Annotated in this window: 24 protein-coding genes and 1 pseudogene; 18 read left to right on the forward strand and 7 right to left on the reverse strand. The window is 64.1% G+C overall.

The features are described 5' to 3' along the window. The first annotated feature begins 27 nt into the window (after positions 1 to 27). The 3 genes from M5B99_RS22665 to M5B99_RS22675 are packed head-to-tail and all read left to right on the forward strand — an operon-like array spanning position 28 to position 3705. The gene (locus M5B99_RS22665; protein WP_248806098.1) at positions 28 to 1842 is read left to right on the forward strand and encodes a sensor histidine kinase; all 1815 of its coding nucleotides are present in this window, start codon (positions 28 to 30) and stop codon (positions 1840 to 1842) included. After that, positions 1839 to 3227 (forward strand): sigma-54-dependent transcriptional regulator, encoded by a 1389-nt coding sequence (locus tag M5B99_RS22670; protein ID WP_248806099.1) that lies wholly within the window; start codon positions 1839 to 1841, stop codon positions 3225 to 3227. Before M5B99_RS22665 ends, M5B99_RS22670 begins: the two co-directional genes overlap by 4 nt. Before the next feature lie 22 nt (positions 3228 to 3249). Beyond that, the gene (locus M5B99_RS22675) at positions 3250 to 3705 is read left to right on the forward strand and encodes a YiiD C-terminal domain-containing protein (RefSeq protein ID WP_248806100.1); all 456 of its coding nucleotides are present in this window, start codon (positions 3250 to 3252) and stop codon (positions 3703 to 3705) included. Positions 3706 to 4011: 306 nt separating this feature from the next. Here the strand turns inward: M5B99_RS22675 and cysQ are convergent, their stop codons facing one another. Continuing rightward, entirely contained in the window at positions 4012 to 4857 is an 846-nt protein-coding gene (cysQ, locus tag M5B99_RS22680; RefSeq protein WP_248806101.1) for a 3'(2'),5'-bisphosphate nucleotidase CysQ, read from the reverse strand. Continuing rightward, the gene (gene nudE / locus M5B99_RS22685; protein ID WP_248806102.1) at positions 4854 to 5420 is read right to left on the reverse strand and encodes an ADP compounds hydrolase NudE; all 567 of its coding nucleotides are present in this window, start codon (positions 5418 to 5420) and stop codon (positions 4854 to 4856) included. Before nudE ends, cysQ begins: the two co-directional genes overlap by 4 nt. A 90-nt stretch (positions 5421 to 5510) precedes the next feature. On the opposite strand from nudE, the gene yrfG reads away from it, so the two are divergent. After that, on the forward strand, positions 5511 to 6173 hold the full coding sequence (gene yrfG / locus M5B99_RS22690) for a GMP/IMP nucleotidase (RefSeq protein WP_248806104.1): 663 nt from the start codon (positions 5511 to 5513) through the stop codon (positions 6171 to 6173). A gap of 170 nt (positions 6174 to 6343) precedes the next feature. Here the strand turns inward: yrfG and M5B99_RS22695 are convergent, their stop codons facing one another. After that, positions 6344 to 6628: a LysM peptidoglycan-binding domain-containing protein gene (locus M5B99_RS22695; protein ID WP_248806105.1), complete on the reverse strand. Its 285-nt coding sequence runs from the start codon at positions 6626 to 6628 to the stop codon at positions 6344 to 6346. A gap of 136 nt (positions 6629 to 6764) precedes the next feature. Here M5B99_RS22695 and M5B99_RS22700 point away from each other — a divergent pair, with 136 nt between their 5' ends. The 10 genes and pseudogenes from M5B99_RS22700 to M5B99_RS22745 all read left to right on the forward strand — a co-directional run bounded on the left by M5B99_RS22700 (position 6765) and on the right by M5B99_RS22745 (position 17931). Further along, positions 6765 to 7652: a LysR family transcriptional regulator gene (locus tag M5B99_RS22700; protein WP_248806106.1), complete on the forward strand. Its 888-nt coding sequence runs from the start codon at positions 6765 to 6767 to the stop codon at positions 7650 to 7652. Positions 7653 to 7747: 95 nt separating this feature from the next. Beyond that, positions 7748 to 8587 (forward strand): formate dehydrogenase accessory sulfurtransferase FdhD, encoded by an 840-nt coding sequence (gene fdhD, locus M5B99_RS22705; protein WP_248806107.1) that lies wholly within the window; start codon positions 7748 to 7750, stop codon positions 8585 to 8587. After that, positions 8584 to 10932, forward strand: coding sequence for an FdhF/YdeP family oxidoreductase (locus M5B99_RS22710; RefSeq protein ID WP_248806108.1), 2349 nt, complete (start codon positions 8584 to 8586; stop codon positions 10930 to 10932). The genes fdhD and M5B99_RS22710 overlap by 4 nt, the downstream gene beginning before the upstream one ends. 208 nt (positions 10933 to 11140) lie before the next feature. Continuing rightward, complete coding sequence (locus M5B99_RS22715) at positions 11141 to 13165, forward strand: LodA/GoxA family CTQ-dependent oxidase (RefSeq protein ID WP_248806109.1); 2025 nt, start codon at positions 11141 to 11143, stop codon at positions 13163 to 13165. Next, positions 13166 to 14248, forward strand: a complete 1083-nt coding sequence (locus tag M5B99_RS22720) for an NAD(P)/FAD-dependent oxidoreductase (RefSeq protein ID WP_248806110.1) — start codon at positions 13166 to 13168, stop codon at positions 14246 to 14248. It begins immediately after the preceding gene. A 207-nt stretch (positions 14249 to 14455) separates the two neighbouring features. Next, positions 14456 to 14920 (forward strand): hypothetical protein, encoded by a 465-nt coding sequence (locus M5B99_RS22725; protein ID WP_248806112.1) that lies wholly within the window; start codon positions 14456 to 14458, stop codon positions 14918 to 14920. A 186-nt stretch (positions 14921 to 15106) separates the two neighbouring features. Further along, positions 15107 to 15333: pseudogene (locus tag M5B99_RS22730) on the forward strand (hypothetical protein); the annotation flags it as partial. A 402-nt stretch (positions 15334 to 15735) separates the two neighbouring features. Then, positions 15736 to 16053, forward strand: coding sequence for an STAS domain-containing protein (locus M5B99_RS22735; protein ID WP_248806114.1), 318 nt, complete (start codon positions 15736 to 15738; stop codon positions 16051 to 16053). A gap of 121 nt (positions 16054 to 16174) precedes the next feature. Next, positions 16175 to 16987 carry a CheR family methyltransferase gene (locus M5B99_RS22740; RefSeq protein ID WP_248806116.1) on the forward strand — a complete coding sequence of 271 codons (813 nt, stop codon included), beginning with the start codon at positions 16175 to 16177 and terminating at the stop codon, positions 16985 to 16987. A gap of 287 nt (positions 16988 to 17274) precedes the next feature. Continuing rightward, positions 17275 to 17931, forward strand: a complete 657-nt coding sequence (locus M5B99_RS22745) for a response regulator transcription factor (protein ID WP_248806117.1) — start codon at positions 17275 to 17277, stop codon at positions 17929 to 17931. On the opposite strand, the gene M5B99_RS22750 is transcribed toward M5B99_RS22745, so the two are convergent. Further along, on the reverse strand, positions 17916 to 18344 hold the full coding sequence (locus M5B99_RS22750; protein ID WP_248806125.1) for an acyl-CoA thioesterase: 429 nt from the start codon (positions 18342 to 18344) through the stop codon (positions 17916 to 17918). The two genes, M5B99_RS22745 and M5B99_RS22750, sit on opposite strands and share 16 nt — an antisense overlap. 14 nt (positions 18345 to 18358) lie before the next feature. Beyond that, positions 18359 to 19303: an alpha/beta hydrolase gene (locus M5B99_RS22755; protein WP_248806118.1), complete on the reverse strand. Its 945-nt coding sequence runs from the start codon at positions 19301 to 19303 to the stop codon at positions 18359 to 18361. Positions 19304 to 19413: 110 nt separating this feature from the next. On the opposite strand from M5B99_RS22755, the gene M5B99_RS22760 reads away from it, so the two are divergent. Continuing rightward, positions 19414 to 20001: a DUF6436 domain-containing protein gene (locus M5B99_RS22760; protein ID WP_248806119.1), complete on the forward strand. Its 588-nt coding sequence runs from the start codon at positions 19414 to 19416 to the stop codon at positions 19999 to 20001. Positions 20002 to 20233: 232 nt separating this feature from the next. Next, complete coding sequence (locus M5B99_RS22765) at positions 20234 to 22600, forward strand: penicillin acylase family protein (RefSeq protein WP_248806120.1); 2367 nt, start codon at positions 20234 to 20236, stop codon at positions 22598 to 22600. A gap of 81 nt (positions 22601 to 22681) precedes the next feature. Here the strand turns inward: M5B99_RS22765 and M5B99_RS22770 are convergent, their stop codons facing one another. After that, positions 22682 to 23602, reverse strand: coding sequence for an AraC family transcriptional regulator (locus tag M5B99_RS22770; protein ID WP_248806121.1), 921 nt, complete (start codon positions 23600 to 23602; stop codon positions 22682 to 22684). 114 nt (positions 23603 to 23716) lie between these two features. Here M5B99_RS22770 and M5B99_RS22775 point away from each other — a divergent pair, with 114 nt between their 5' ends. Further along, complete coding sequence (locus tag M5B99_RS22775) at positions 23717 to 24058, forward strand: carboxymuconolactone decarboxylase family protein (RefSeq protein ID WP_248806122.1); 342 nt, start codon at positions 23717 to 23719, stop codon at positions 24056 to 24058. A gap of 152 nt (positions 24059 to 24210) precedes the next feature. Here M5B99_RS22775 and M5B99_RS22780 read toward each other — a convergent pair whose 3' ends face one another. After that, positions 24211 to 25176, reverse strand: coding sequence for a GlxA family transcriptional regulator (locus M5B99_RS22780; protein ID WP_248806123.1), 966 nt, complete (start codon positions 25174 to 25176; stop codon positions 24211 to 24213). Positions 25177 to 25484: 308 nt separating this feature from the next. Here M5B99_RS22780 and M5B99_RS22785 point away from each other — a divergent pair, with 308 nt between their 5' ends. Beyond that, the gene (locus M5B99_RS22785) at positions 25485 to 26126 is read left to right on the forward strand and encodes an HD domain-containing protein (protein ID WP_248806124.1); all 642 of its coding nucleotides are present in this window, start codon (positions 25485 to 25487) and stop codon (positions 26124 to 26126) included. Positions 26127 to 26340: the final 214 nt, after the last annotated feature.

The following is a 26340-nucleotide window of genomic DNA, read 5'->3' on the forward strand; positions in this document are numbered from 1 at the left end:
GTCGGACCCTACCGGCGCATTCTCTTCATGACCACGAGCCCCACCCTTCCCCGCAGACCCCGCTGGCGTAGCCTCGCCCTGCTGTTCCTGTGCCTGGCGCCGCTGCTGTGGCCGCTGGAACACCTGGCCGAGAGCTACTACCGCAATGAACTGGTCAGCCAGAACCGCCAGACCCTCGACCTCTATGTCGCCAACCTGCTGGGCACCCTGCACCGCTACGAGGTCCTGCCGCAGATCCTCGGCGACCTGCCGGCCCTGCGTGACGCCCTGGCGGAGCCGAACCAGAGCCTGCGCCTGAGCAACGCCAACAGCCTGTTGCAAAGCATCTGCGCCCAGACCGGCGCCGAAGTCATGTACCTGATGGACACCAACGGCAAGACCCTGGCGGCCTCCAACTGGGACAAGCACGACAGCTTCGTCAATCGCAACTTCGCCTTCCGCCCCTACTTCACCGAAGCCATGGCCGGGCGCCTGGGGCGTTTCTTCGGCCTCGGCACCACCTCGGGCAAGCGCGGCTACTTCTTTGCCGCGGCCGTGCATGAAGGGCAAAAGATCATCGGCGTGCTGGTGGTCAAGGTCGATCTGGACCGCACCGAAAGCCTCTGGGGCAAGACGCCGGAACAGTTGATGATGACCGACCAGAACGGCGTGGTCATTCTCACCTCGAACTCCGAATGGCGCTTCCGCTCGACCCGCGTGCTCAGCGAACAGGAGCGCAATGCGATCACCGCCGTGCAACCTTATCCGACCCGCAACCCCCAGCCGCTGTCCCTCAATCCCGATGCCTGGCTGACCCAGACCCAGCAGATCGAGGAAACCGGCTGGAACGTGAGCATCCTCGCGCCTCGGACCCTGGTCGATCGCCCGGTGCGCACCGTCGTCGCGGTCGGCGGCGCGACCCTGCTGGTGCTGATGCTGCTGCTCGGCCTGATGATGCAACGGCGTCGCCACTACCTGGAGCGGATCGCCTTCGAGGCCAAGGCGCGGCGCGAACTGGAAATGCGCGTGGCCGAACGGACCAGCGACCTGGAGGGCCTCAACCGGCGCCTCAAACAGGAAGTGCTGGAGCGCGAACATGCCCAACAGGAACTGGTACGCGCCCAGGATGACCTGGTCCAGGCCGGCAAGCTTTCGGCCCTGGGCACCATGTCGGCGAGCATCAGCCACGAACTCAACCAGCCGCTGGCGGCGATCCGCAGCTACGCGGAAAACGCCGAAGTGCTGCTCGACCACCAACGTACCGATGACGCCCGCGGCAACCTCAAGCTGATCAGCGAACTGACCGGACGCATGGCCTCGATCATCGCCCACCTGCGCGCCTTCGCCCGCCGCGACCGGCATGCCCCGGAAAGCGTGGCCCTGCAACCGGCGCTGGACGACGCCCTGGCCTTGCTGGCCAAGCGCCGGCGGGCCATGGAAGTCGAACTGATCCGTGACCTGCCGGCGGCGGCCCTGTGGGTCCAGGCCGGCGAAACCCGTCTGCGCCAGGTACTCGGCAATCTGTTGGCGAACGCCCTCGATGCCCTCACCGAAAAGGGTCCGCCGCGTAAGCTCTGGTTGAGTGCGCAAGCTTCCGAACAGGGCGTCAGCCTGACGATTCGCGACAATGGCCCGGGCTTCTGCCTGGAGGCCCTGGACCGCGCCGGTGAGCCGTTCTACACCACCAAGACGCGGACCCAAGGCCTCGGCCTGGGCCTGGCCATCTGCGATTCGCTGATGCGCGCCTTCGGTGGTGAGTTGCTGTTTGCCAACCACCGCGAAGGCGGAGCCTTGATCACCCTGCGGATGCGTGCCGGCGCGCCCGGGGTCAGCCTGCAACCACCCGAGGACTCGAGTGTATGAAAATCGACCACCAGATCCAGGTGGTACTGATCGACGACGATCCCCACCTGCGCCAGGCCCTGAGCCAGACCCTGGAGCTGGCCGGCCTGAAGATCCTGCCGCTGGCCGAAGCCCAGGGCCTGGCCGCACAGATCGAGCGCGACTGGCCGGGGGTGATCGTCAGCGACATCCGCATGCCGGGCATGGATGGCCTGGAGCTGCTCAAGGAGCTGCATGACCAGGACCCGGAGCTGCCGGTGCTGCTGATCACCGGTCACGGCGATGTGCCCCTGGCCGTCGAGGCCATGCGTGCCGGCGCCTATGACTTCCTCGAGAAACCCTTCGCCAGTGACGCCCTGCTCGACAGCGTGCGCCGGGCCCTGGCCTGGCGCCGCCTGGTACTGGACAACCGCAGCCTGCGGCTGGCGTTGAGCGATCGCCAGGAACTCAGTGCGCGACTGCTGGGGCACTCGCCGCTGATGCTGCGCCTGCGCGAACAGATCGGTGCCCTGGCGGCGACCCGCGCCGATGTGCTGATCCTCGGCGAGACTGGCGCCGGCAAGGAAGTCGTGGCGCGGGCGCTGCACGACCTGTCGAACCGGCGTAACGGTCCTTTTGTCGCCATAAACGCCGGGGCGCTGGCCGAGTCGGTGGTGGAAAGCGAACTGTTCGGTCATGAGCCGGGGGCCTTTACCGGGGCGCAGAAACGCCGGATCGGCAAGTTCGAATTCGCCAACGGCGGCACCCTGTTCCTCGACGAAATCGAAAGCATGAGCCTGGACGTGCAGGTCAAGCTGCTGCGGCTGTTGCAGGAGCGGGTGGTCGAACGCCTTGGCGGCAACCAGCAGATCCCCCTGGATATCCGCGTGATCGCCGCCACCAAGGAAGACTTGCGCCAGGCGGCCGACCAGGGACGCTTCCGGGCCGACTTGTATTACCGCCTGAACGTCGCGCCGTTGCGGATTCCGCCGTTGCGCGAACGCGGTGAGGACGCGCTGATGCTGTTCCAGCACTTCGCCGACGAAGCCAGCACGCGCCACGGCCTGCCGCCCCATACCCTGCAACCGGCGCAACGCGGCCTGTTGTTGCGGCATGCCTGGCCGGGCAATGTCCGCGAACTGCAGAATGCCGCGGAGCGCTTCGCCCTCGGCCTGGAGCTGGCCCTGGACAATACGCCGGAAAATCTCGATACGAGCATCGCCGGTCATCCGGGCAGCAGCTTGAGCGAGCAGGTGGAGCACTTCGAGAAGTCCCTGATCGCCGCCGAACTGGCGCGCTCCCACAGCTCGCTGCGCAGCCTGGCCGAAGCTTTGGGTATTCCGCGCAAGACCCTGCACGACAAGCTGCGTAAACACGGTTTGAGCTTCGACAGCGTCGGCAGCGCTGCCAGCGACGAACTCGAATGAATCACCGCCAAGAGGTCAGTGCATGAACCGCGACACTCGTTACCTGGAATCCGTCCTCCATCACGATATTCCGCTTACCCGTGACATGAAACTGAAGGTCCTCGACTGGCAGGCCGGGCAGTTGCGCCTGCACCTGCCGCTGGAGCCCAACGTCAACCACAAGAGCACCATGTTCGGCGGCAGCCTCTATTGCGGCGCGGTACTGGCCGGCTGGGGCTGGCTGCACCTGAGCCTGCGCGAGGTCGGCATCGAGGAGGGGCATATCGTGATTCAGGAGGGGCAGATCGGTTATCCGTTGCCGGTGACCGGAGATGCTCAGGCGATCTGCGATGCGCCGCAGGAGAAGGTCTGGAAGAAATTCCTCGCGACCTACCAGCGGTATGGACGGGCACGGTTGACCCTGGAGACGCGGGTGGTGAACGAAGGCAGCGAGGACACGGCGGTGCGCTTCAGCGGGCAGTACGTGCTGCACCGCTGACAGGAAGAACGGGGCTGCCCCGTTGACCTTGCGGCGCCGGCCCCACCGCCTTCGCGGGCAAGCTCCGCTCCCACAGGATCTGAGTCGTGCGATCCTTCGTGTACGACGCAAAATCCAATAATGTGGGAGCGGAGCTTACCCGCGAAGAGGCCCGGTGCCTGTCCTGACCTCTTTCGCGGCGGTGCCGCGATCCGACAAGCTCCGCTCCCACAAGACCTATGTCATGCCGCAGTTTGGCGGTCGATCACAAAACCTGTGGGAGCGGAGCTTGCCCGCGAAGAGGCCCTAAAGGCCAGCAAAAAATCTCTAGGGTGTTCGCAGCAAGTCCGGCAACTGCCCACGCCATTGCGCATTGGCCGGCAGTGCCAGGAAAAACGGATTGAGCAATGACTCGCGCGGCGGATAGCTGAAGCGTTCGCCGCTCAACTCCAGCACCTCGCCGCCCGCGCCTTCCAGCACCCCCTGGGCCGCCGCCGTATCCCACTGCGAGGTCGGCGCCAGGCGCGGATAAAAGTCCGCGGCGCCTTCAGCCAACAGGCAGAACTTCAGCGAACTGCCGATATTCGCCAACGCCAGCTCGCCAAGGCTGCTACTCAGCCCCGCCAGCAATTTCTCCTGCTCCGGGCTCGAATGCCGGCGACTGGCGACAACGGTAAAGGCCTCCCCCGCCGCCGGCACGTCACGGACCCGGATCGGCAGCGGCGCCGCATCGGCATCCGCACGCCAGGCGCCCAAGCCGGCACCACCGAAATAGCAGCGACCATTGGTCGGCATCGACACCACGCCGAACACCACCCGGCCCTGCTCGATCAAGGCAATGTTCACGGTGAACTCTTCGCTACCGGCAATAAATTCCTTGGTCCCATCCAACGGATCCACCAGCCACCAGCGCTGCCAACCGGCACGCACCGCCAGGGCAATATCGGCGTCCTCTTCGGACAACACCGGGATGCTCGGGTCCAGCGCCGTCAACCCATCGAGAATCAGGTGATGGGCGGCGATATCGGCGGCGGTCACCGGCGAGGCATCGGCCTTGTCCATGACCTGCACATTCGCCCGCCAGAACGGCAGGATAACCTCGCCGGCCCGGCGCGCCAGATCGATCACCGGGGCCAGGTAGGGGTGCGGCAGATTCGAAAAAAACTCACTCACGATTGAAAGACTCCACGCTGGGTCAACAGGTCTCGCGCCAGGTACAACGCCGCCAGGGCCCGGCCCTCGCTGAACTGCGGGTTCTGCACCAGGGCGGACAACTCACGCAGGTTGACGCGCTCGACCCGCATCGGCTCCGGCTCGTCGCCCTCCAGGCGCTCCTCATACAGATCGGTGGCCAGGACCACTTGGATCTTCTGGCTCATATAGCCGGGCGACAAGGACAGTTCGGTCAGGTGCTCCAGTTGCCGCGCGCCATAACCCGCTTCTTCCTTGAGCTCACGCTCGGCCGCCGCCAGCACGTCCTCGCCCGGTTCGATCAGGCCCTTGGGCAGGGACAGCTCGTATTCGTCGGTGCCGCCGCAATACTCCTCCACCAACAAGGCATTCTCGGCATCGATCATCGCCACGATCATCACCGCGCCGTAACCGGCGCCCCGACCGACCAGACGCTCGTAGGTCCGTTCAACGCCGTTGGAAAAGCGCAGTTGCACTTCTTCGACACGGAACAAACGGCTGCTGGCGACGATTTCGCGGGCGAGGACGGTGGGTTTCTGGCGCATGGGGCGGCTCCTGGGCGTGAACGGGTTACTATACCGTGGCTTTCCGATTGTCTGTTGCCTCCAATCTTTTTACCGTTCGAGAAGTTTCCCATGCCCGCATTGCCCTGGCGCGACATCGACACCGTTCTGCTGGATATGGACGGCACCCTGCTGGACCTGCACTACGACAACCACTTCTGGATGGAGCACCTGCCCCAGCGCTATGCCGAGCTGCATGGTGTCAGCCGGGAGCTGGCCGAGCAGGAGCTGACGCCGTTGTTCAAGGGCCATGCCGGCCAGTTGAAGTGGTACTGCCTGGACTTCTGGAGCGCCGAGCTGAAGCTGCCGGTGCGTGAGTTGAAGCTGGAGACGGCGCATCTGATCGCCCTGCGCCCGGATGCCGATACCTTCCTGGCGGCCATCCGCCAGGCCGGCAAGCGGGTCATCCTGATTACCAACGCCCACCGCGACTCCTTGTCGTTGAAGCTGGAGCGGATCGAGCTGGCGCCATATTTCGAACGACTGATCAGTTCCCATGACTACGGTTTCGCCAAGGAAGACCCGCAGTTCTGGGACGCCTTGCAGGCCGACATCGACTTCGACCCGGCCCGCAGCCTGTTTATCGACGACACCTTGCCGATCCTGCGCAGCGCCCGGCGTTTCGGCGTGGCGCATCTGCTCGCGGTCAGCGAACCGGACAGCCGCAAGGGGCCCAAGGGCACCGAGGAGTTCGCCGCCGTGGGCAACTACCGGACATTGGTCGAAGGCCTGTAATAGAGCTGTTTTCAAAAATATTGCAGGCCCTGAGCCGGCCCGAACCCATGCTGGTCGGCCATGGCTGAACACAGTCCCTGTGGGAGCCGAGCTTGCTCGCGAAAAGGCCCTTGAGAACGCTAAAAGCTTCGCGGGCAAGCTCCGCTCCCACAGTCCGTGTACTCCATACACTAACGAGGAATCTTCAACTGCTGCCCAGGTTTAATCTTGTCCGGGTCCGGCAGGGTCGCCCGGTTGGCCTCGGCGATTTCCGGCCACCTGCCGGCATCGTGCAATTCGCGCTCGGCAATCTTGCTCAGCGTATCGCCCGGCTGCACCGTATAGATACCGAACAGCGGCTCCGACGAAGCGGGCGGATCCTCTACCGGCGGGGCTTGCACATGGCTATCGGGCTGATGCTTATCGTCAGATGACTCTGGCTTCAATATCTTCTTGAACGTATCTAAAAGGCTCATGGCTCTTTCTCCCTGGATGTAAACGCCAAGACGCGAAAGACCTGATCGGTGACGCCCGGCAAGGTTCCGATCCACCAATCAACAAGCATAGTCCAGGCGCGCTAGAATCCACGGCTGTACAGCCCGTGGAGCGACGATGGACATCAAGCAGCTGAAATTCCTGATTGCCCTGGACGAGACCCGGCACTTCGGTCAGGCGGCGGCGCGCTGCCATATCACCCAGCCGACGCTGTCCATGCGCCTGCGCAGCCTGGAAGAGGAGCTCGAGCTGCCCCTGGTCAACCGTGGCCAGCGTTTCGAAGGGTTCACCGCCCCCGGCGAACGGGTCCTGGCCTGGGCCCGTACCGTGCTGGCGGCCTGTGACGGCCTGCAAGCCGAAGCCGCCGCCTGTCGCGGCAATCTGATCGGCACCCTGCGTCTGGGCGTGGTGCCGTTGTCCAGTTTCGATCCGGTGCAACTGATGCAGCGCCTGCACCCGCAACACCCGAGCCTGCGCTTCGAACTCTCGTCCTTGAGCTCCGAGCAGATCCTCGAACAACTGGCGAGCAACCGCCTGGACCTCGGCGTGTCCTACCTGGAGCACCTGGACACCGAGCGCTTCGAGGCCCTGGCCCTGGACGAAACCGCCATGGGCCTGCTCTACGACCAGCGCTTTTTCAGCTTCAGCGAGCAACCTTTGAGCTGGGAAGCGCTGATCGAGCTGCCCCTGGGCATGCTCACCAGCGGCATGCACTTTCGCCAGTCCATCGATCACAACTTCCACAGCCGCGGCCTGACCCCGCAACCGCTGCTGCAAACCGATGCCGTTCATCAACTGCTGCAAGCCGTTCATGGTGGCCTGTGCTGCGCCATCATGCCCTTGCACGGCGGCCTTGAAGGCCTGACCGAGCACCTGCGCCTGCAACCCATCGCCGAGGCCAGGACCCTGGCCCGCCTCGGCCTGATCATGCGCCGAGGGGCACCGCGTTCGGCATTGGCGGAAGCCTGTTTCGCCCTCTACCAACGATCACCGGATAGGGCTTGATCGATGAGCTCTATCAGTAGATCAGTACTAGCGATTAGACGCGACCCTTTGTCGCGCCTAATCTTGACACTGGATATTCCGCCGGTAATGCCCCCATGAACGCCAAGGACCCCACCTGCGCGCTCCCTGCCGCGTCGACAGCCGTGCCCGCCGCCAGTCAGAGCTACCAGTACAGCGACCTCGATCGCAGCGAAACCGCTGAGACAGCACTTGCCGAAGAAGTGGCCCTGGCGATTGCCTACAACGGCATCAGCCAGGCGGTGATGTTGGTCACTCCCACGGACCTCGAAGACTTTATCGTCGGCTTCAGCATCGGCAGCGGCATCATTGCCGACGCCTCGGAAATCTACGACCTGAAACTCAGCGGCAGCGGCTCGGCCCAGTACGCCCAGGTGGAAATCGCCAGTCGTGCGTTCTGGAACCTCAAGCAGCAACGCCGGCAGCTGGCCGGCACCAGCGGCTGCGGCCTATGTGGCGTGGAAGCGCTGGAACAGGCACTGCCCGAGCTCCAGGTGCTGCCTGGCGCGCCCTTGCCGCCGGCCGCCTGGCTCGACGGCCTGCGCCAACGCATCAGCGCCTTCCAGCCCCTGGGGCAATATTCCGGGGCCGTGCACGCCGCCCTCTTCATGAACGACCAGGGTGAACTGCTGCTGGGCCGTGAAGACATCGGCCGCCACAACGCCCTGGACAAGTTGATCGGCGCGCTGATCCGGCAAAACATCCCGACTGCCGGCGGCCTTGCAATTGTTACAAGTCGTTGCAGTCTCGAATTGATCCAGAAAGTCCTGCGCGCCGGCATCCAGACCCTGGTCAGCCTGTCGTCACCCACCGGCCTGGCCCTGCAGTGGGCGCGTCGACACCACCTCAATCTCATCCACCTGCCGCAAAAGAATGCGCCGCGGGTCTATAGCCCTGCGATGGAGAAACCCGCGTGAGCAAGCATCAACAAGCCGACCAGACCCCCACCCCGCGCTACAAACCCTACAAGGGTGCGGCCGGTGGTTGGGGCGCGCTGATCAGCGTCGCCCAGGCCTGGCTGACCAGCGGCAACGCGCTGAAGAACCTGCGCATGATGCTCAAGACCAACCAGAACGGCGGCTTCGACTGCCCGGGCTGCGCCTGGGGCGACTCGCCGGAAAGCGGCATGGTCAAGTTCTGCGAGAACGGCGCCAAGGCGGTCAACTGGGAGGCCACCAAACGGCGGGTGGATGCCGCATTCTTTGCCAAGCACAGCGTCACTTCGCTGTTCGAACAGAGCGACTACTGGCTGGAATACCAGGGCCGCCTGACCGAGCCGATGAGCTACAACCCGCTCACCGACCGCTATCAGCCCATCAGTTGGCAAGCCGCCTACGCCCTGGTGGCCAAGCACCTGCTCAACCTGACCAGCCCCGACCAGGCCGAGTTCTACACCTCGGGCCGCGCCAGCAACGAGGCGGCATACCTGTATCAACTGTTCGTCCGGGCCTTCGGCACCAACAACTTTCCCGATTGCTCGAACATGTGCCACGAGGCCAGCGGCGTGGCCCTGGCCCAGAGTGTCGGGGTCGGCAAGGGCACAGTGGCCTTTGACGATTTCGAACACGCCGACGCGATTTTCGTCTGGGGCCAGAACCCCGGCACCAACCACCCACGGATGCTCGAACCGCTGCGTGAAGCGGTCAACCGTGGCGGCCAGGTGGTCTGCATCAACCCGCTCAAGGAGCGCGGCCTGGAACGTTTCCAACACCCACAGCACCCGCTGGAAATGCTCACCAACGGCGACAAGCCGACCAACACCGCCTATTTCCGCCCGGCCCTTGGCGGCGACATGGCGCTGCTGCGCGGCATGGCCAAGTTCTTGCTGCAATGGGAGCGCGAGGCCCAGGCGGCGAACGAACCGTCGGTGTTCGACCATGACTTCCTCAACGAACACACCGCCAATGTCCTCGACTACCTGGCTGCCATCGATGAGACCCCGTGGGAGCAGATCGTCGCGCAGTCGGGCCTGACCCTGATGGAGATCGAGCAGGCGGCGCGGATGTACGTCAAAGGCAAGAACGTCATCATGTGCTGGGCCATGGGCATCACCCAGCATCGGCACTCGGTCGCGACCATCCAGGAAATCTCCAACCTGATGCTGCTGCGCGGTAATATCGGCCGCCCGGGCGCCGGTCTGTGCCCGGTGCGTGGCCACAGCAACGTGCAAGGCGACCGCACCATGGGTATCAACGAGTGTCCGCCGGTGGCCTTCCTCGATACCCTGGAGCGCCGCTTCCAGTTCAAGGTGCCACGCAGCAACGGCCATAACGTGGTCGAAGCCATCCACGCCATGCTGGATGGCCGGGCCAAGGTGTTTATCGGCCTGGGCGGCAACTTCGCCCAGGCGACCCCGGACAGCCCACGGACTTTCGAAGCCCTGCGCAACTGCGAGTTGACCGTGCAGATCAGCACCAAACTCAACCGCAGCCACCTGACCCACGGCAAGGAAGCGCTGATCCTGCCATGCCTGGGCCGCACCGATATCGACATCCAGAGCGAAGGCGCGCAAGCCATCACCGTCGAAGACTCGTTCAGCATGGTCCACGCTTCCAGCGGGCAGTTGCAGCCACAGTCGAAACAGATGCGCTCGGAGCCGGCGATCATCGCCGGCATCGCCGCCGCGACCCTGGGCGCCAAACCGGTGGACTGGCACTGGCTGGTGGCCGACTATCGGCGCATCCGCGACCTGATCGCCGAGACCATTCCCGGCTTCAAGGACTTCAACCAGCGCCTTCAGAACCCGGGCGGTTTCCACCTGGGCAACGCCGCCGGCACACGTCGCTGGCACACTCCGTCGGGCCGGGCGAACTTCCGCTCGAACAGCCTGCCGGCCGACCTGATCCACGAACGCATCCATGCCACCGGCAAGGTGCCGCATCTGATCATGCAATCGATGCGCTCCCACGATCAGTACAACACCACCATTTATGGCCTCGATGACCGCTACCGTGGGGTCAAGGGCCAGCGCGACGTGTTGTTCGTCAACGAAGCGGACATCATCCGCCTGGGTTTCAAGCCGGGCCAGAAAGCCGATATCGTCTCGCTCTGGGAAGACGGCCGCGAGCGCCGGGTCCAGGGCTTCACCCTGCTGGCGTTCGATATCCCCGCCGGGCAGGCCGCCGCCTACTACCCGGAAGTGAACCCGCTGGTACCGCTGGAAAGCATCGGCGACGGCAGCCACACCCCGACGTCCAAATTCGTCGCTATTGTCCTGGAGCAAGCCAGCGAAAGCGGGCTGATCATGGCCAAGGCGGGCTGATCGACGCCCCGTGAAGCGCTCTATAACCAGGGCTTCGGATAGCCGCCCGGGCAATAGCAAAAGGCCATTCGACAAACCGCCGGCCCTTTACTAGAGTCTGCGGGCGGTGCTCTTCATCCACTCATTCGAATGCGATGGGCAGCACCCGCCCAGGGACCCTGCCCGCCCATCGGGCCTGTCCTCCCAGCACGGATTGCGGAGAGCATTCATGTCGATCACGCCCGGTCATACTACGCATTACCACGGCGACACCCCTTCCTCCCCCAGCAAAGACAATCGCATCGTCAGCGCCGCGATCCACCCCGCCATCGGCGTGGCGCGGGTCGGCAACAGCGAGGCGGAATACTTTGTCGGCCCCCTGGTCACCTCCCCGCGACCCGAACCCCTGGGGTTCTATCGCGATGCCCAGGGCGCGCTGAAGCGCCAGGCCGCCGAGTTCCGGCTGTACGGCTACAACCTGGCCGGAGAGGTGGTCGCTGAACTGACCGTGGAAAATGCCGACATCATCTGGTCGGCCCATGTCGCCAACAGCAAGGCGCAGTGGTACCAGTGGCAACTGGCGATGGACATCCCCGAAGCCGCCACCGTGGTGCTGCCCCTGCGCAACGCGCAGATCACCGACGCCAAGGCCCGCGCGGCCCTGACCATCGACGGCGGCCTGCAAAGCATCAGCGGGCCGAACCAGAGCGGCGTCGAATTCAACGGCCAATACGAAGACACCCCGGTCAACCTCGGCGAACTGCGCACCGACGCCCAGGGGCGACTGCTGTTCCTCGGCGGGCGTGGCATCTCGGCCTCGCCCAAAGGCACGCCGATCTTCAACCCGGCCGACGGCAACAGCTTCATCAACGCCGACGGCTGGTTCGACGACACCTCCGATGGCCCGGTCAGTGCCCAGGTCAGCATCGGCGGACGCTCGATCCCGGTGGAGTCGGCCTGGGTCGTCACCGCGCCCCCCAACTACGCACCGCAGGTCAAGGCCGTGCGCACCCTGTACGACCTGACCTATGACCTGTTTATCCAGGCCGGTTGGCTGACGCCGAACACTTCGGTGTCGTTCCGCAATGACGTCTATCCGATCCTGCAGCGCCTGTCGGGCCTGCAATGGGTCAACCAGGGCTTCGCCACCCAGTTCGGCCACAACGGCCGCTACAACTTCGAGGACCCGGCCTTTATCGCCCAACTGGCGAGCAAACCGGCGCCGGGCAACTATGACCTGTTCGCCGAAACCCGTCGGCAGATTCTCAACAGCTTCCGCCTGCCCGATCCGACCGATGGCAATGTGTTGCCCTGGCCGTGGATCTACGGCGATGCCATGAGCTCGGTGCCCAACCCGAGCCCACGGCAGAATTCGGCGATTACCCAGACCCAGTACCTGACCCTCAGCAGTTGGGCCGCCGGCGACTTTGAATCCGACTGGAGCAGCGAGCCGCTGCCGGGTCACCTCGACTCGGTGCCTCTGGCCGAACAACCGGCGATGCTCGACCGCGCGGCCCTCGACTTCTGCCTGGCCGATGCCTTCCACCCCGGCTGCGAACTGACCTGGCCGATGCGTCACCTGCCGCTGTACGCCAAGCCCTGGCGTATTCGCCAACGCCCGGCGGGCAGCCCGCGGCCCGACTACGGAGCGACCCTGGACCAGACCCAGGCGCTGGCCGTCGGCGGGCCACTGTACGGACAAGCCCCCGGCGACCTGAACCGCTGGATGGGCCTGCCCTGGCAGGCCGACACCGCCTATTGCCGTGGCGGCTACGACCAGGCCTACAACCCGTTCACCTCGACTTTCTGGCCGGCCCGCGTGCCCAACCAGGTCCTCAGCGATGCCGATTACGAGCTGGTCATCGACCCCTCGGTGGCGCCGGAGCAACGCCGCGACGCCTTTGCCGAGCGCAGCAACTGGAACGCACCGCTGGACATCAACTATCCGAAAAAGACCCCGACCGCCGTGCAGATGCAGACCATGGTCGATATTTTCGGCTCCATGGGCCTGCTGGAAGTGCGTCAGGGTGTCCCCGGCAACCCGCAGTACCCGGACACCATGATGGTCGCCAGCTATGGCCCGGCCATTCCCCAGGCACAGACCTTGGCCAGTGCCCAGTTGGCCGCCGATTTTGCCGCGGCGGGCAGTCCGCCGAGCGCAGGCCCACGCCCGCCCAAAGGCGCCAACTTCAGCAGCCCGGAAGAAGCGTTGCAGGCCCCTCACGCCGTCAAACCCGGAAACCGTCCGGTCTAGATGGAGCACTACGACGTCGCCATCATCGGTGGCGGCCCGGCTGGCTCGGCGACCGCCATTACCCTCGGTCGCCTGGGCTGGCGGGTGCTGCTAGCCGACTCGGCGCCCGCCGGGCGCTTTCGGGTGGGCGAGGGTTTTCCGCCTTCGGCGCGTTCGCTGCTCAATGACCTGGGGGTGCTCGACGGTTTTCTCGGCGCCGGGCATCGCACCAGCTACGGCAATGTCTCCGTGTGGGGCTCGGACGAGCCACGCATGGACGACTTTATTTTTCATACCCACGGCCAGGGTTATCAGTTGGACCGTGCGGCTTTCGACCAGCAACTGCGCGCGGCGGCGCGACGGGGCGGGGTGTCGGTTCACCCCTCCACACGACTGAGCCAGACAGCTGCCGAAGACGGTTTCCAGCTGCAACTGTCCCGCGATGGCTACGAACAGCTGGCCCACAGCCGCTGGCTGATCGACGCCGGCGGCCGCCCGGCCGTGCTCGCCCGCCAGCAGGGTGCGCAGCGCCTGACGGATGATCGGCTGGTGGCGTTCTATCTGTTGCTGCACAGTTCAAAAGGCTCCGACCAGGACGGCCGAACCCTGGTCGAGGCGGTCGAGCACGGCTGGTGGTACAGCGTGCTGCTGCCGTCGGGGGAACGCTTGGTGACCTATCTCAGCGATCTCGACCTGCTGGATCGCCAGCAACTGCTGAGCAGCGAAGGTCTGTGGCGGCAGTTGGCACAGACGCGCCTGCTATGGCGATTGTGCCAAGCCCACGACTACCGCCCCGGCACCTCGGTCCATGGCATGGACGCCAGCAGCGCGCGGCTTTCACTGTTCCACGGCGCACGCTGGGCCGCTGTCGGCGATGCCGCCTTGTCCTTCGATCCGCTGTCCTCGCAAGGCATCGCCACCGCCCTTTACTGCGGCCAGCAGTGTGCCCAGGCCGTACATGCCGCACTGCAAGGCGACGTGCAAGCATTGCCTGGCTATGCCGATCTGCTGGCACGGATCTATGCCGCTTACCTGGACAACCGGCAGCAGTTCTATGGGATGGAAAAACGCTGGAAGGAATCGATTTTCTGGAGCCGGCGCTAGGTCCGGAAAAATCTTTTTCAGCAGCGCAGGACAGGCAAAACGGGCGGATTCAAGCGAACTAAGACTGACTAAACTCGACTAAGTTCCCCAGTAAAAACAGTAAGTTATGATTTTGTATACCACCCATGTTATTCGTCGGATTTCCATTGTAACTATTCCTACACAAGCCTCAGGATCGCGCCGTCATCCCTTGGAGGCTCTTCTCACATGAAGTTCTCGTCGATTCTTTTGTTGTCCCTGAGCCTGGCCAGCGGCTTCGCCTCAGCCGGTGGTACCGCCGAAGCCGGTATCGGTGGCGCATTGGGCGGGGTACTCGGTTCGGCGGTCGGTCAGTCGCTGGGCGGCAACACCGGTTCGACCATCGGTGCCGCCCTCGGCGGCGCAGGCGGCAGCGCGGTCGGCGCGAATAGACACAGCCGCGGCGAAGCCGCCATCGGTGGTGCCCTGGGCGCGGCCGGCGGCAACGTTGTCGGTCGCAACATGGGCGGGACCAACGGCGCCCTGCTCGGCGCGGCGGCCGGCGGTGGCGCGGGCGGCGCGCTGGGCAACTACATGGGCAACTCCAGCGAACGCGAAGGTCGTTATTACCGTGGCGATCGCCGTGACTACCGCGGCGAGCATCGCGGCCATGGCTACGGTCATCGCAAGCATCGCCGGCATTGGGATGACTGACCGTCCTGCCAATGCATGAAGCCCGTCAGCCTGCGCCCGATCATGCAGTTTGCATGGGCTTCAGACCCTCTCAAAAATCCAACCCGTTGATAACACTGGTAATTCAGTCATAAAACGGGTTGGCATGCGCTCTGCTCTGTTCTGCGTGAAAGCTGTCTGTCTTTCATTCATGGAGCATGAGCAACAATGATCGAGCACACTCAATCCCCACCTGCCATCCGCCACGATGCGTCGACTCACTCAGGGGTAGCTGCCGTCGCCGCGGCTCTCTCCCTGCTGCGGCTCATGCTCGGTGCCGGGCTGGGCTGGGCTGGGCTGGGCTGGGCCTGTCGACGATGTCGTCATGGGCCGGCGAAGGTCTCGGCGCCAAGGGCCTCGGCGTGTCGGCGATTATCTGGCTGGCCGTGACACAGCCAAGGAATTACATTCCATTACATCTTTTCCGATACCGCACCTTAAGCCTAATTCCTAGAAGCCGCCGATCAGAGCCTTTGCGCCATTCCCTCAGCAGCCAGCGCCGTTGCTGAATGACGGCTCTAGCACCTACCCCGGCAGCCCGTTTCAAACCCCGGCCACATCCCCGAAAACCGGGCCTTCGGTCCCTTGGGATTAAGGGTTATCCCGATATTGATATCAATATGCTACCGATATGATCCGCTGTCCTTGAGCTATGCAATGGAAGCAGGAGATGCGGATTTATTTTGGAGTCTGGCTAGGCATCGGGCTGAGTAGTATCGGGTTGTTCGTCAGTCAGTCCCTTCTCCGACCACAGCCACGGTCGGTAGCCATGGAAGGGTTGTCCGGATGACCACGCCATGTTTTCACTGATATCCGCCAGGGGCGATATCCCCGCACAACTGAAGCTGACGGGGGAACTGACCTTGAATGAGGTCGACCAGGCCCGCGCTCAACTGCTCGCCCTGCTGCCGCTGCCGACGGGCCCCTGGCAACTGGATCTGAGTGACCTGAACGAACTGGACTGCGCTGGCGCGCAACTGCTCCTGGCGATCCAACGGGGCCTGTCGTCCATCGACCAACCCACCACCGTGTCGCGGGTCGCGCCCGGGGTGCACGAACAGCTGATCCTGCTGAATCTGGAATCGCTCTACCCCGCCGCCCCGGACGAGGACTGAGCGATGCGCAGTGGCGAACAATGGAATCTGCCCCTGTCAGGCTTCCGCAGTGTGCCGGGCGCCGACACAGCGCATCTGGCACCGTTACTCGCCGTGCAGTTCGAAGCCCGGAGTTGCTGAAATGTCCCGCGAGCTCAGGCTGCCCACCCTGGACGACAGCGACTTCCGCCAGCTGCAAAAGCTTATGGCCAACGCCTCGGGTATCATCCTGGCGCCGACCAAAAGACCGATGATGGCCGAACGCCTGCTTGTGCGCCTGCAGCATTACCGATTCGACAGTTACGCCGACTACCTGTCCCTACTCGACCAACCGCGAAACGTCGAGGAGCGGCGGCGGCTGGTGGAACTGTTGATCAGTAACGAAACCTATTTCTTCCGTGAGCATCCGCACTTCGACTATCTCGGCAGCTGGCTGGCCGGTCAGCAGGGTCCGCTGAAACTCTGGAGCGCGGCGTGCTCTTCCGGCGAAGAACCCTACAGCCTGGCCATGGTCGCCAAGGAGCATTTGCACAACAGCGACTGGTCGGTCCTCGCCAGCGACCTGAGCCAAAGCATGCTGGAGAAGGCCGCCGCCGCTATCTACGACATGGCGCAGGCCAAGTACTTTCCCCGGGACTGGCTGCACCGCCATTGCCTTGGCGGCACGGGTGACATGGGCGGACACTTCCGGGTCCAGGGCGCCCTGCGCGAACGGGTCAGACTGCGCGAGATCAACCTCGTCCGGCCGCTGCCCGATGACCTGGGGCTGTTCGACGTGATCTTTCTGCGCAATGTACTGATCTACTTCAACAACGACGAAAAGCAGCGCATCGTGCAACGCTTGGTCAAACGATTGCGTCCCGGCGGACTGCTGTTCATCGGTCATGCGGAAAACATCCACGGCTTCGACGTACCGCTGCGGCTGCTCGACCCCGCGGTCTACGAACGCCTATGAAGCCACCGCTGTTTCCACGCCCCGCCGGCGGCGGCCGTAGCCGACGCGAAGGTCGCGTGAGTAGCCGACTCAACCGCTATCGCATGACGGCCTGGAAATTGTCATCGTTCAACATCTGCCGGAAAGGCACTCGACGGCCCGCCAGTCAACCGGCACTCGCCATCGGTGGACGTGTTGTTTCGCTCAGTAGCCAGATACAAGGCATCCGGCCCTTGAACCCGACATAAACCACCGCAGCGCCGCCAAGGCGGCTGCGCCCTTCCCTTTGCGTCATTGGGCTTGAGCTTATGCTTTGTCGAATACTGCTTGCCGACGATTACCCGCTGTTTCGCGCGGGCATGAAGGCACTGCTGGAGAAACAACAAGAATACGAAGTCGTCGGTGAAGCGGGCGATGGCCAGGCGGCGATCGAGTTGGCCTCACGGCTCAAGCCGGATATCGTGTTGTTGGACATGTCCATGGAGCGCATGAACAGCGTGGCGGCGCTCAAGGAACTGTCGCTACGCGCGCCGTGCAGCAAGGTGCTGATGCTGTCGATGCACACCGACAGCCACTTCGTGATGAAGTGCCTGCAACTGGGGGCCCACGGCTACCTGCTGAAGAACGCCACGGTGCTGGAGCTGGAGCTGGCGCTCAAGGCCTTGCGCCACGGCGGCCAGTACCTGTCCTCGGCCGTGGTGCCGCTGGTGGTCGACCAGGCGGTGCGCCAGGCCCACAGCCAGCCGATCCGCGCCAACCAGGTCGCGCTGACGGCGCGGCAGCTGGAGATCCTCAGGCTGATCGCCCGGGGCGAGACCACCCGCTCCATCGCGGTGGGGCTCGGCCTGAGCGTCAAGACCGTGGAGGCGCACCGCTCGCAGATCATGCACCGGCTGCGGATTCACGATATTGCCGGGTTGGTGCTGTTCGCGGTGCGTGAAGGGATCATTCAGCTCAACGACTGAAGGGCTTCGCGCAAGGCAGCCGGGATCGTCACCGGCTGGTTCGAGGCGCGATCGACGAATACGTGGACAAAGCGCCCGGCGGCACAGGCGTCGTCCTCATCGGCCTTGAACACCGCCAGTTCGTATTGCACCGAGCTGTTGCCCAGCTTGCCGACCCGCAGGCCGATCTCGATACGCTCGGGGAAAGCGATCGAGGCGAAATAGTCGCAGGCCGAACTGACCACGAAACCGACGACTTCGCCGTCATGGATATCCAGGCCACCCTGTTCGATCAGGTAGGTGTTCACCGCCGTGTCGAAAAAGCTGTAGTAGGTGACGTTATTGACGTGACCGTAGACATCGTTGTCGTGCCAGCGCGTGATGATCGGCTGGAAGTGGCGGTAGTCGGCGCGTTGCGGCAGGCGGTCGGTCATGGCGGACTCTTGGGTCATGGCTGCAGGTGCTCGCTGAGAAAGCGGAAGTAGCGTTCGCGATAAGCCGGGATTTCATTGGCCAGGTGGTGCCGGGCGCCGGGCAGCATCAGTACCTCGGGATGGTCGAACTTGGCGCGCAGCACGTCGAGGTTATGCGCCCAGTCGACGGTCATGTCGGCCTCGCCTTGTACGATCAGCGGTCGGCGCGGGCTTTGCGCCGCGGCTTCGATGCCGGGGATCCAGCGGGCCAGGGCACCGACCCAGGCGGTCGGCAGCCGTTGCGGTTGCAGGGGGTCGGCCTGGAGGAAGGGCATGAACGCCGGGTCGTTGGTGTTCTCGCTGAAACGCCGGGCGATGCCTTTGACGAAGGGCTTGAGCAGGTAATAACTGAACTTCGACCAGCCCCAGGCCCGTGGCCGTACCAGCGGCGAGAGCAGCATCGTCTGGCCCTGGACAGGGCTGTCGCGACCGTGCCGGAGCAGGTGGTCGATGATGATCGCGCCGCCGGTGCTCTGGCCGAACAGATGCCAGGGTTGCGGCAGGCCGAGGGTACGGGCCTCGCCGAACAGGTCTTGCAACGCTTGCTGGTATCGGCCGAAGTCATCGATGCTGGCCCGTTCGCCGCTGGACAGGCCGTGACCCGGCAGGTCGCAGGCTATCACCGCGAACCCCTGGTCCAGCGCCCAGTCGACGACATGGCGGAACAGCCCCATGTGGTCGTAGAAGCCGTGGAGCAGGAACAGCGTCGCCACCGGATCGGGCGGCAGCCAGAGCTGGCTCGCCAGCTCGAAAGTGCCGCTGCTGAAGCGACCGAGGCGACTGACGACAGGCGATTTGCGCTGGGGCAAGTCCAGGCCATAGAAACGCTGATAGGCTCGTGCCTCTTCCGATAACGGCTGCGCCGCGGCCAAGGGTCGCAGGCTGGAACGCAGGGAATCGGCGGCAAAGGTGGCGGGCATAGGCTTTCCAGGTCAAGACACGGCAACGCCGAAGGCGTTTTACAGACCTGCGATATTCATCTGTCAGGGCAGGCATGGCAAGCTACGCGACCTTCGAGGACACAATCGTCATGCCCCAGATGCGTCACAAGACATTACTCGCCGGGTTGCTCGCCTTGATCTGCGCGATCGGGCTGTGGTTCGCCTATGACTGGTTCCAGGGCCGCTATATCCGCGCCTTCAGCGAGCAGACCGCGCTGTTCGCCGGCGACAGCCTGAGCCTGCCGGCGGAGCTGGCCGGGCCGGGGCCGATCCGCCTGGTGCACTTCTGGGACCCGGCCTGCCCGTGCAATGTCGGCAACCAGCAGCATCTGGGGGAGCTGATCGAGCGGTTCGCGCCGCTGGGCGTTGAGTTCTACTCGGTACACAAGCCTGGAACCCACGGTCAGTTGCCGGCCACCTTGAGTGCGATCAAGGCGCTGCCCGGCTTACCGGGGGCCGAGCACCTGACGGTCAGTCCGGCGGTGGCGATCTGGGACCGCGCCGGCAAGCTGGCTTACTTTGGCCCCTATAGCCAGGGTGCCACCTGCAACTCCAGCAACAGCTTTATCGAGCCGATCCTGCAGGCGCTGAGCGAAGGCCGCGCGGTGAATGCCACCCATAACATGGCAGTGGGCTGCTATTGCCCGTGGCTGCCGCCCGAACACGATCCCTTGTAAGGGCACAGTACCTGTGGGAGCGGAGCTTGCCCGCGAAGCTTTTAGCGGTCTCACGGTCCTCTTCGCGGGCAAGCTCCGCTCCCACATCAGTCATGCGTTCTGTGCCAAAAAATCGCAGCACCCCACGGCGAACCAGACTTTTTACAGTAATCGCACGTTCGGCCGATGTACCCCCATACTCTCCTGTGCTAAACCTTCCCGGCCCAGTCCCGGCAGCCACAAGGATTCACGCATGAAACGCAGCCTGACCGTTCTCGCCGTCCTGATCGCTGCCATTGCCGGGGGTGGCCTGTGGTACGTCCAGAGCAAGCAGCCGATGCGTCAGGGCCAGGTCACGCTGCGGAACCTGCAAGGGCCGGTCACGGTGCGCTACGACGACCGTGGCGTCCCGCATATCCGCGCCGAAAACGACGCCGACCTCTACCGCGCCCTGGGTTACGTGCAAGCCCAGGACCGACTGTTCCAGATGGAAATCATGCGCCGCCTGGCCCGTGGCGAGCTGGCCGAGGTGCTCGGGCCCAAGCTGGTGGACACCGACAAGCTGTTCCGTGGCCTGCGCATCCGCGAACGGGCCGACCAGTACGTCGCCCAGCTCGACAAGCAGTCGCCCAGCTGGAAGGCCCTGCAAGCCTACCTGGACGGCATCAACCAATATCAGGCGAGCCATGCCAGACCCGTGGAGTTCGACCTCCTGGGCATCGACAAGCGACCGTTCACCGCCGAAGACACCATCAGCATCGCCGGCTACCTGGCCTACAGCTTCGCCGCGGCCTTTCGCACCGAGCCGCTGCTGACCTATGTGCGCGACAAACTCGGTGCCGACTACCTGAAGGTCTTCGACCTGCAATGGCGTCCTCAAGGCGCCTTAGGCACTCCGGCGCCGCTGGCCGACGCCGATTGGAAGAGCCTTGGTGCTCTCGCCCAGTTGAGCGACCGGGCCCTGGAACACGCCGGCCTGCCGCAATTCGAAGGCAGCAACGCCTGGGTGGTGTCCGGCAGCCGGACCAAGAGCGGCAAGCCGCTGCTGGCCGGCGACCCGCATATCCATTTCTCGACGCCCTCGGTCTGGTACGAGGCGCATCTCTCGGCACCGAACTTCGAATTGTACGGCTATCACCAGGCGCTGGTGCCCTTCGCTTTCCTGGGCAATAACCAGGCGTTCGGCTGGAGCCTGACCATGTTCCAGAACGACGACCTCGATCTGGTCGCCGAGAAGACCAACCCGGACCACCCCAACCAGGTCTGGTACCACGGCCAGTGGGTCGAGATGACCAGCAGCCAGCAGCAGATCGCCGTCAAGGGCGAGGCGCCGGTCACCATCACCCTGCGCCGCTCGCCCCACGGCCCGATCGTCAACGATGCCCTGGGCAGCAATGGCGGAACCGCGCCGGTGGCGATGTGGTGGGCTTTTCTCGACACCCCGGACCCGATCCTCGAGGCTTTCTATGAGCTCAACCGTGCCGACACCCTGGAGAAGGCCCGTACGGCCGCGTCGAAGATCCAGGCCCCGGGGCTCAATGTGGTCTGGGCCAACGCCAAGGGCGATATCGGCTGGTGGGCGGCGGCGCTGCTGCCCAAGCGCCCGGCCGGGGTCAACCCGGGCTTCATCCTCGACGGCAGCACCGCCGATGCCGACAAGAACGGCTTCTATCCGTTCAGCGCCAACCCCCAGGAAGAGAACCCGGCGCGGGGCTATATCGTCTCGGCCAACGCCCAGCCGGTGTCACCCACCGGCATGGAGATTCCCGGTTACTACAACCTCGCCGATCGCGGCCAGCAACTGAACCGACAATTGAGCAACAGCAGCGTGCGCTGGAACCTGGAAAACAGCCAGAAGCTGCAACTGGGCACCACCACCGACTACGGCCCGCGTCTGCTCAAGCCGCTGCTGCCGGTGCTGCGCGAAGTAGTGAAAGACCCGCTGGAATTGAAGCTGGTGGAGCAGTTGGCGCAGTGGAAAGGCGACTACCCGATGAGCTCCACCAGTGCCACGCTGTTCACCCAGTTCCTCTATGACCTGACCTATACCGCGATGCACGACAAGCTCGGCGATGACTACTTCCATGCGCTGCTGAGCACCCGCGCGGTCGACGCCGCCCTGCCCCGCCTGGCGGCCGACGAGCATTCGCCGTGGTGGGGCAAGGGCCGCGCCGAGACGGTGAAAACCGCCTGGCAAGCGAGTATTGCCCACCTCAAGGGGCTCTATGGCGACGACCCGAGCCGTTGGGTGTGGGGCAATGCCCATACCCTGACCCACGAACATCCGCTGGGCCGGCAGAAGCCACTGGACCGGTTGTTCAATGTCGGGCCGTTCGATGCACCGGGCAGTCATGAAGTACCGAACAATCTGTCGGCGAAAATCGGCCCGGCGCCCTGGGCGGTGAGCTACGGGCCTTCGACCCGCCGACTTATCGACTTCGCCGATCCGGCGCACAGCCTGACCATCAACCCGGTGGGACAAAGCGGGGTGTTGTTCGACAAGTATTATGACGACCAGGCGCAAACCTATATCGAAGGTGGGTATGAGCAGGTGCGTTTGGATGAGGTGGAGGTGTCGGCCAATACCCGCAGTGTTCTGAAGCTGCTGCCAGGTAAGTGATGAGTGTGGGTGGCAGGCTGGTTTGCCTGAGGACATCCGGTTCAGGAAGTCCGGGACCAGAGGACAAGCATCCCCATCACATCAAGCGGCGGTCCAGCCTGCAGCCCGGCGAAGGCGCCCTGGCGCTTCGCCATAGATCGCCTTGAACTTCTTGCTGAATGCGGCCTGGGATTGGTACCCGACCTGGACGGCGATGTCGCTCAGGCCCAGGTGCGAATGGCTCAACAAACCGTACGCCAGCTCCATCCGCACCTGCGTCAGCAGCACCCAGGGTGATGCCCCGGCCACGGCGGCGAACGCGCGCATGAAGGTCGCCCGCGACATATTCGCCAACGCCGCCAGGGCCTCGATGGTCCACTCATGGGCCGGTTCCTCGAGCATGGCCTGCCAGGCCCGGCTCAGGCGCTTGTCAGCCAGTAACGCCAGGGTCCCGCTGGCAGGTTGCTGTTGTTGCAGATAGGCCCGCAGGATCAACGTGAACAACGCCGACGACAGCGCATCCACCAGAAACCGCGCCCCGGCCTGGTCGCCATCGGCCTCCACCCGCAGCAGGCTCACCAGTGCCGCCAACTGGCCGTTGGCCTGCAACTCCCGGCCGGAGATCAGCAAATACTTCGGCAAGGCGGCGAACAACATCGACTCGCGCTGATAGTGAAAACGGCCACAGAGAAGGTCCAGGTCCGCCCGTTCAGCACCGAAACGATGCACCGGCAACAGACCAGCATGACTGATCCGCATCGCCGTCGACGCCACCCGTTGCCCCTGGCTGCGCAACAGGTGACTACCGCCGCCAGGCAGCACCAGGATATCGCCGGCGTGCAGGCGCAACGAGCTGCCATCCGGCAATTCGGCCAGGCAGTCGCCGGACAGCACCAGGTGATAAGGCGCGACCCCGACGCTTTCCTGCCCGTGATCCATGGCCCAGTCACCCTGCAACTGGCAACGCAGGTCGAGGCAGCCGCGTACGCCGGCAAGGGTGATGAGTTTATCGATCGAGTTCATTTGCGCCTTTTGGACAAAACCTTGAGTGAATCGAACAAAAGTGACGACACCTGACAAGGGAGACTGAGCCCGTTGCCAAGCCACTCTACCCTTAGCCTTTCAGGAGTTACCACTATGTTTCTCAATTGGTCCGAACTGCTGCCCACCCTCAAGAATGCCTTTGGTGCCTTGGGCAAATCCAATCCGAAGATGGTCCAGGCGTACATGAAACTGGGTGAGGCGGCGGCGGAAAACAATGTACTGGACGCCAAGACCCGCGAGCTGATTTCCATCGCCGTGGCGATTTCCACCCGTTGCGATGGCTGCATCGGCGCGCATACCGACGCAGCGATCAAGGCTGGCGCCACTCGTGAAGAAGTTGCCGCCGCCCTGGCCACGGCGATTTCGCTGAATGCCGGTGCGGCCTATATCTACTCGTTGCATGCGCTGGAGGCGTACGACAGCCTCAAGTCCTGAGGCCTTCAATTTGCGCAACGGCGGCCGGCCTCTTCGCGGGCAAGCTCCGCTCCCACAGTGTTCTCGGTCGTACACAAAAACCAGGTACGACCCGCCTCCCCCTGTGGGAGCGGAGCTTGCCCGCGAAGGCGTCCTCCCAGACACCACCTGACTTAGAGCAACCCCGCAAAATGCCGCCGGAACTGCTGTGGCGTCACCCCCAACCGTCGCTGGAACACACTGCGCATATGGTGCGCATCGCGAAAACCGCACTCGTAAGCCACGCTCTTCAACGGCGCACCGCCGCTTTCCAGCATCACCCGCGCCGCGTCCACCCTGGCCCGCTCGACAAACTCCGCCGGCGTCACCTGGGTCTCGCGGACAAACACCCGGGAAAAATTCCGCGCACTCATGTTCGCCGCTCGCGCCAACTCGGCAATGCTCAAGTCCCCGGTCAGGTGCGCCAGCACATACTGCTGCACCAGAGCCACCGGTGACGACGCCTCGGCATGGGGCGCCAGGTACGGACTGAACTGTGACTGCCCACCCGAACGCTGGGTGAATACCACCAGCCGCTTGGCGACCTTCAGCGCCACCTGCGCACCGTGATCCTGTGACAGCAGGTACAACGACAAATCGATCCCCGCGGTCACCCCCGCCGAAGTGAACAGCCGGTCGTCCTGCACATACAAACGATCGGCCTCGACCCGCGCCGTCGGACACAACACCGCCAACGCCAGCGCATCACTCCAGTGAGTGGTCACCGTGCGCCCGTCGAGCAATCCGGCCCGGGCCAGCATGAAGGCGCCGTTGCAGATCGAACCGAAGCACCCGGCACGGGCGCTGGCCGCGCGCAGCCAGGTGTGGAAGGCATCACCGAAATCCAGCCCGGGCAAGCTCGGCCCACCGGCACACAGCAACAGGTCATAACGTTCCGTGGCCTCGCTGAAATGCCGATGCGCCTGGATCGCCAGGCCGTTGGAGCAGGCCAGCCAGCCGCGCTCGACGCCGATCACTTCCAGTCGGTACCGGGCCTCAGGAGGCAGGAAGTCGTTGGCTTCGGCAAAGACGTCCATGGGTCCGCTGATATCCAGGGCCTGGACGCCGGGGAACACCACAACGGCAAGGGTTCGGGTCATAGGGCGGGCCTCGCTGCCAATCGACCAAGGTTGAACGCGATCCCCTGGGAGCCGGCAAGCCCTGCTCCTGCAGGGGACACAGTGTTTTCGAGATTTCGCTTCCAACACCAGACCCTATCGGGGTCGACCTTACGGTAACGCAAGCCTCCAGCCGATGCGACAGCCACTTCCATCACGCGCGCACGCTGGCACGGAACCCACCCCGAATGGCTGGATTCGCCACCTTGTGTCGATTGTTGCCATCTCGCCCCGGCGCCAGACTGAACCCATCGGCGCCATCCGCGCGCTCCCCCAGAGGAAGTCCCGACATGAGCAACAGTATTGCTGGCATCAAGATCCCCGACAGCGCCCTGGCCAAGGCCACCACCGAATACATCCGCGACGTGGAAAGCGATCTGCTCTACCACCACTCGCGCCGGGTCTTCCTGTTCGGCGCCCTGAGCGGCGAACGCAAGCAACTGGCCTACGATCCGGAGCTGTTGTACGTCGGCGCGATGTTCCACGACGTCGGCCTGGTGGAAGGTCACCGCAGCGATGACGAACGTTTCGAAGTCGACGGTGCCAATGCGGCCAAGGTATTCATGAAGCCCTACGGATTGTCGGATGACGATATCGAGCAGGTCTGGCTGTCGATTGCCCTGCACACCACACCGGGGGTGCCGCAGCATCTGCGGCCGACGGTGGCATTGGTCACCGCCGGGGTGGAGATGGATGTACTGGGGATGGATTACGCCGCCTTTCCAAGCGCCCAACGCGAAGCGGTGGTGCATGCGCATCCACGGGGCGAAGGATTCAAGGAGTGCATCATCTGTGCGTTTGCCGAGGGGCTGCGCCATCGGCCGCTGACCACGTTCGGCAATGTGAAGACCGATGTGCTGAAGGACAAGGATGCGACGTTCAAGCCGATGAATTTTGTCGAGGTGATTCGGCGTTCGCCTTGGGCTGAATAAAAGCATGGGGGCAAGGCGGAACCAATAGGATCGTGGCCAGCACATGGAACTGTCGGCGATCTTGAGGGCCTCTTCGCGGGCAAGCTCCGCTCCCACAAGGGGGGGGTTGAGTCGTACCTGATTTTTGTGTACGACCATGACCCCCTGTGGGAGCGGAGCTTGCCCGCGAAGCTTTTAGGACCTACGCGGTCTCCGCCACCTTCGCCCGACGCAC

It is taken from the genome of Pseudomonas sp. MWU13-2100 (assembly GCF_023242365.1).
Taxonomy (GTDB): Bacteria; Pseudomonadota; Gammaproteobacteria; order Pseudomonadales; family Pseudomonadaceae; genus Aquipseudomonas.

Excerpts from the sequence above, each read along its gene's own strand:
- M5B99_RS22665 (WP_248806098.1), top strand. The coding sequence starts at position 28 with ATGACCACGAGCCCCACCCTTCCCCGCAGACCCCGCTGGCGTAGCCTC.
- M5B99_RS22670 (WP_248806099.1), top strand. The coding sequence starts at position 1,839 with ATGAAAATCGACCACCAGATCCAGGTGGTACTGATCGACGACGATCCC.
- M5B99_RS22675 (WP_248806100.1), top strand. The coding sequence starts at position 3,250 with ATGAACCGCGACACTCGTTACCTGGAATCCGTCCTCCATCACGATATT.
- nudE (WP_248806102.1), bottom strand. The coding sequence starts at position 5,420 with ATGCGCCAGAAACCCACCGTCCTCGCCCGCGAAATCGTCGCCAGCAGC.
- yrfG (WP_248806104.1), top strand. The coding sequence starts at position 5,511 with ATGCCCGCATTGCCCTGGCGCGACATCGACACCGTTCTGCTGGATATG.
- M5B99_RS22695 (WP_248806105.1), bottom strand. The coding sequence starts at position 6,628 with ATGAGCCTTTTAGATACGTTCAAGAAGATATTGAAGCCAGAGTCATCT.
- M5B99_RS22700 (WP_248806106.1), top strand. The coding sequence starts at position 6,765 with ATGGACATCAAGCAGCTGAAATTCCTGATTGCCCTGGACGAGACCCGG.
- fdhD (WP_248806107.1), top strand. The coding sequence starts at position 7,748 with ATGAACGCCAAGGACCCCACCTGCGCGCTCCCTGCCGCGTCGACAGCC.
- M5B99_RS22715 (WP_248806109.1), top strand. The coding sequence starts at position 11,141 with ATGTCGATCACGCCCGGTCATACTACGCATTACCACGGCGACACCCCT.
- M5B99_RS22720 (WP_248806110.1), top strand. The coding sequence starts at position 13,166 with ATGGAGCACTACGACGTCGCCATCATCGGTGGCGGCCCGGCTGGCTCG.
- M5B99_RS22725 (WP_248806112.1), top strand. The coding sequence starts at position 14,456 with ATGAAGTTCTCGTCGATTCTTTTGTTGTCCCTGAGCCTGGCCAGCGGC.
- M5B99_RS22735 (WP_248806114.1), top strand. The coding sequence starts at position 15,736 with ATGTTTTCACTGATATCCGCCAGGGGCGATATCCCCGCACAACTGAAG.
- M5B99_RS22740 (WP_248806116.1), top strand. The coding sequence starts at position 16,175 with ATGTCCCGCGAGCTCAGGCTGCCCACCCTGGACGACAGCGACTTCCGC.
- M5B99_RS22745 (WP_248806117.1), top strand. The coding sequence starts at position 17,275 with ATGCTTTGTCGAATACTGCTTGCCGACGATTACCCGCTGTTTCGCGCG.
- M5B99_RS22750 (WP_248806125.1), bottom strand. The coding sequence starts at position 18,344 with ATGACCGACCGCCTGCCGCAACGCGCCGACTACCGCCACTTCCAGCCG.
- M5B99_RS22755 (WP_248806118.1), bottom strand. The coding sequence starts at position 19,303 with ATGCCCGCCACCTTTGCCGCCGATTCCCTGCGTTCCAGCCTGCGACCC.
- M5B99_RS22760 (WP_248806119.1), top strand. The coding sequence starts at position 19,414 with ATGCCCCAGATGCGTCACAAGACATTACTCGCCGGGTTGCTCGCCTTG.
- M5B99_RS22765 (WP_248806120.1), top strand. The coding sequence starts at position 20,234 with ATGAAACGCAGCCTGACCGTTCTCGCCGTCCTGATCGCTGCCATTGCC.
- M5B99_RS22770 (WP_248806121.1), bottom strand. The coding sequence starts at position 23,602 with ATGAACTCGATCGATAAACTCATCACCCTTGCCGGCGTACGCGGCTGC.
- M5B99_RS22775 (WP_248806122.1), top strand. The coding sequence starts at position 23,717 with ATGTTTCTCAATTGGTCCGAACTGCTGCCCACCCTCAAGAATGCCTTT.
- M5B99_RS22780 (WP_248806123.1), bottom strand. The coding sequence starts at position 25,176 with ATGACCCGAACCCTTGCCGTTGTGGTGTTCCCCGGCGTCCAGGCCCTG.
- M5B99_RS22785 (WP_248806124.1), top strand. The coding sequence starts at position 25,485 with ATGAGCAACAGTATTGCTGGCATCAAGATCCCCGACAGCGCCCTGGCC.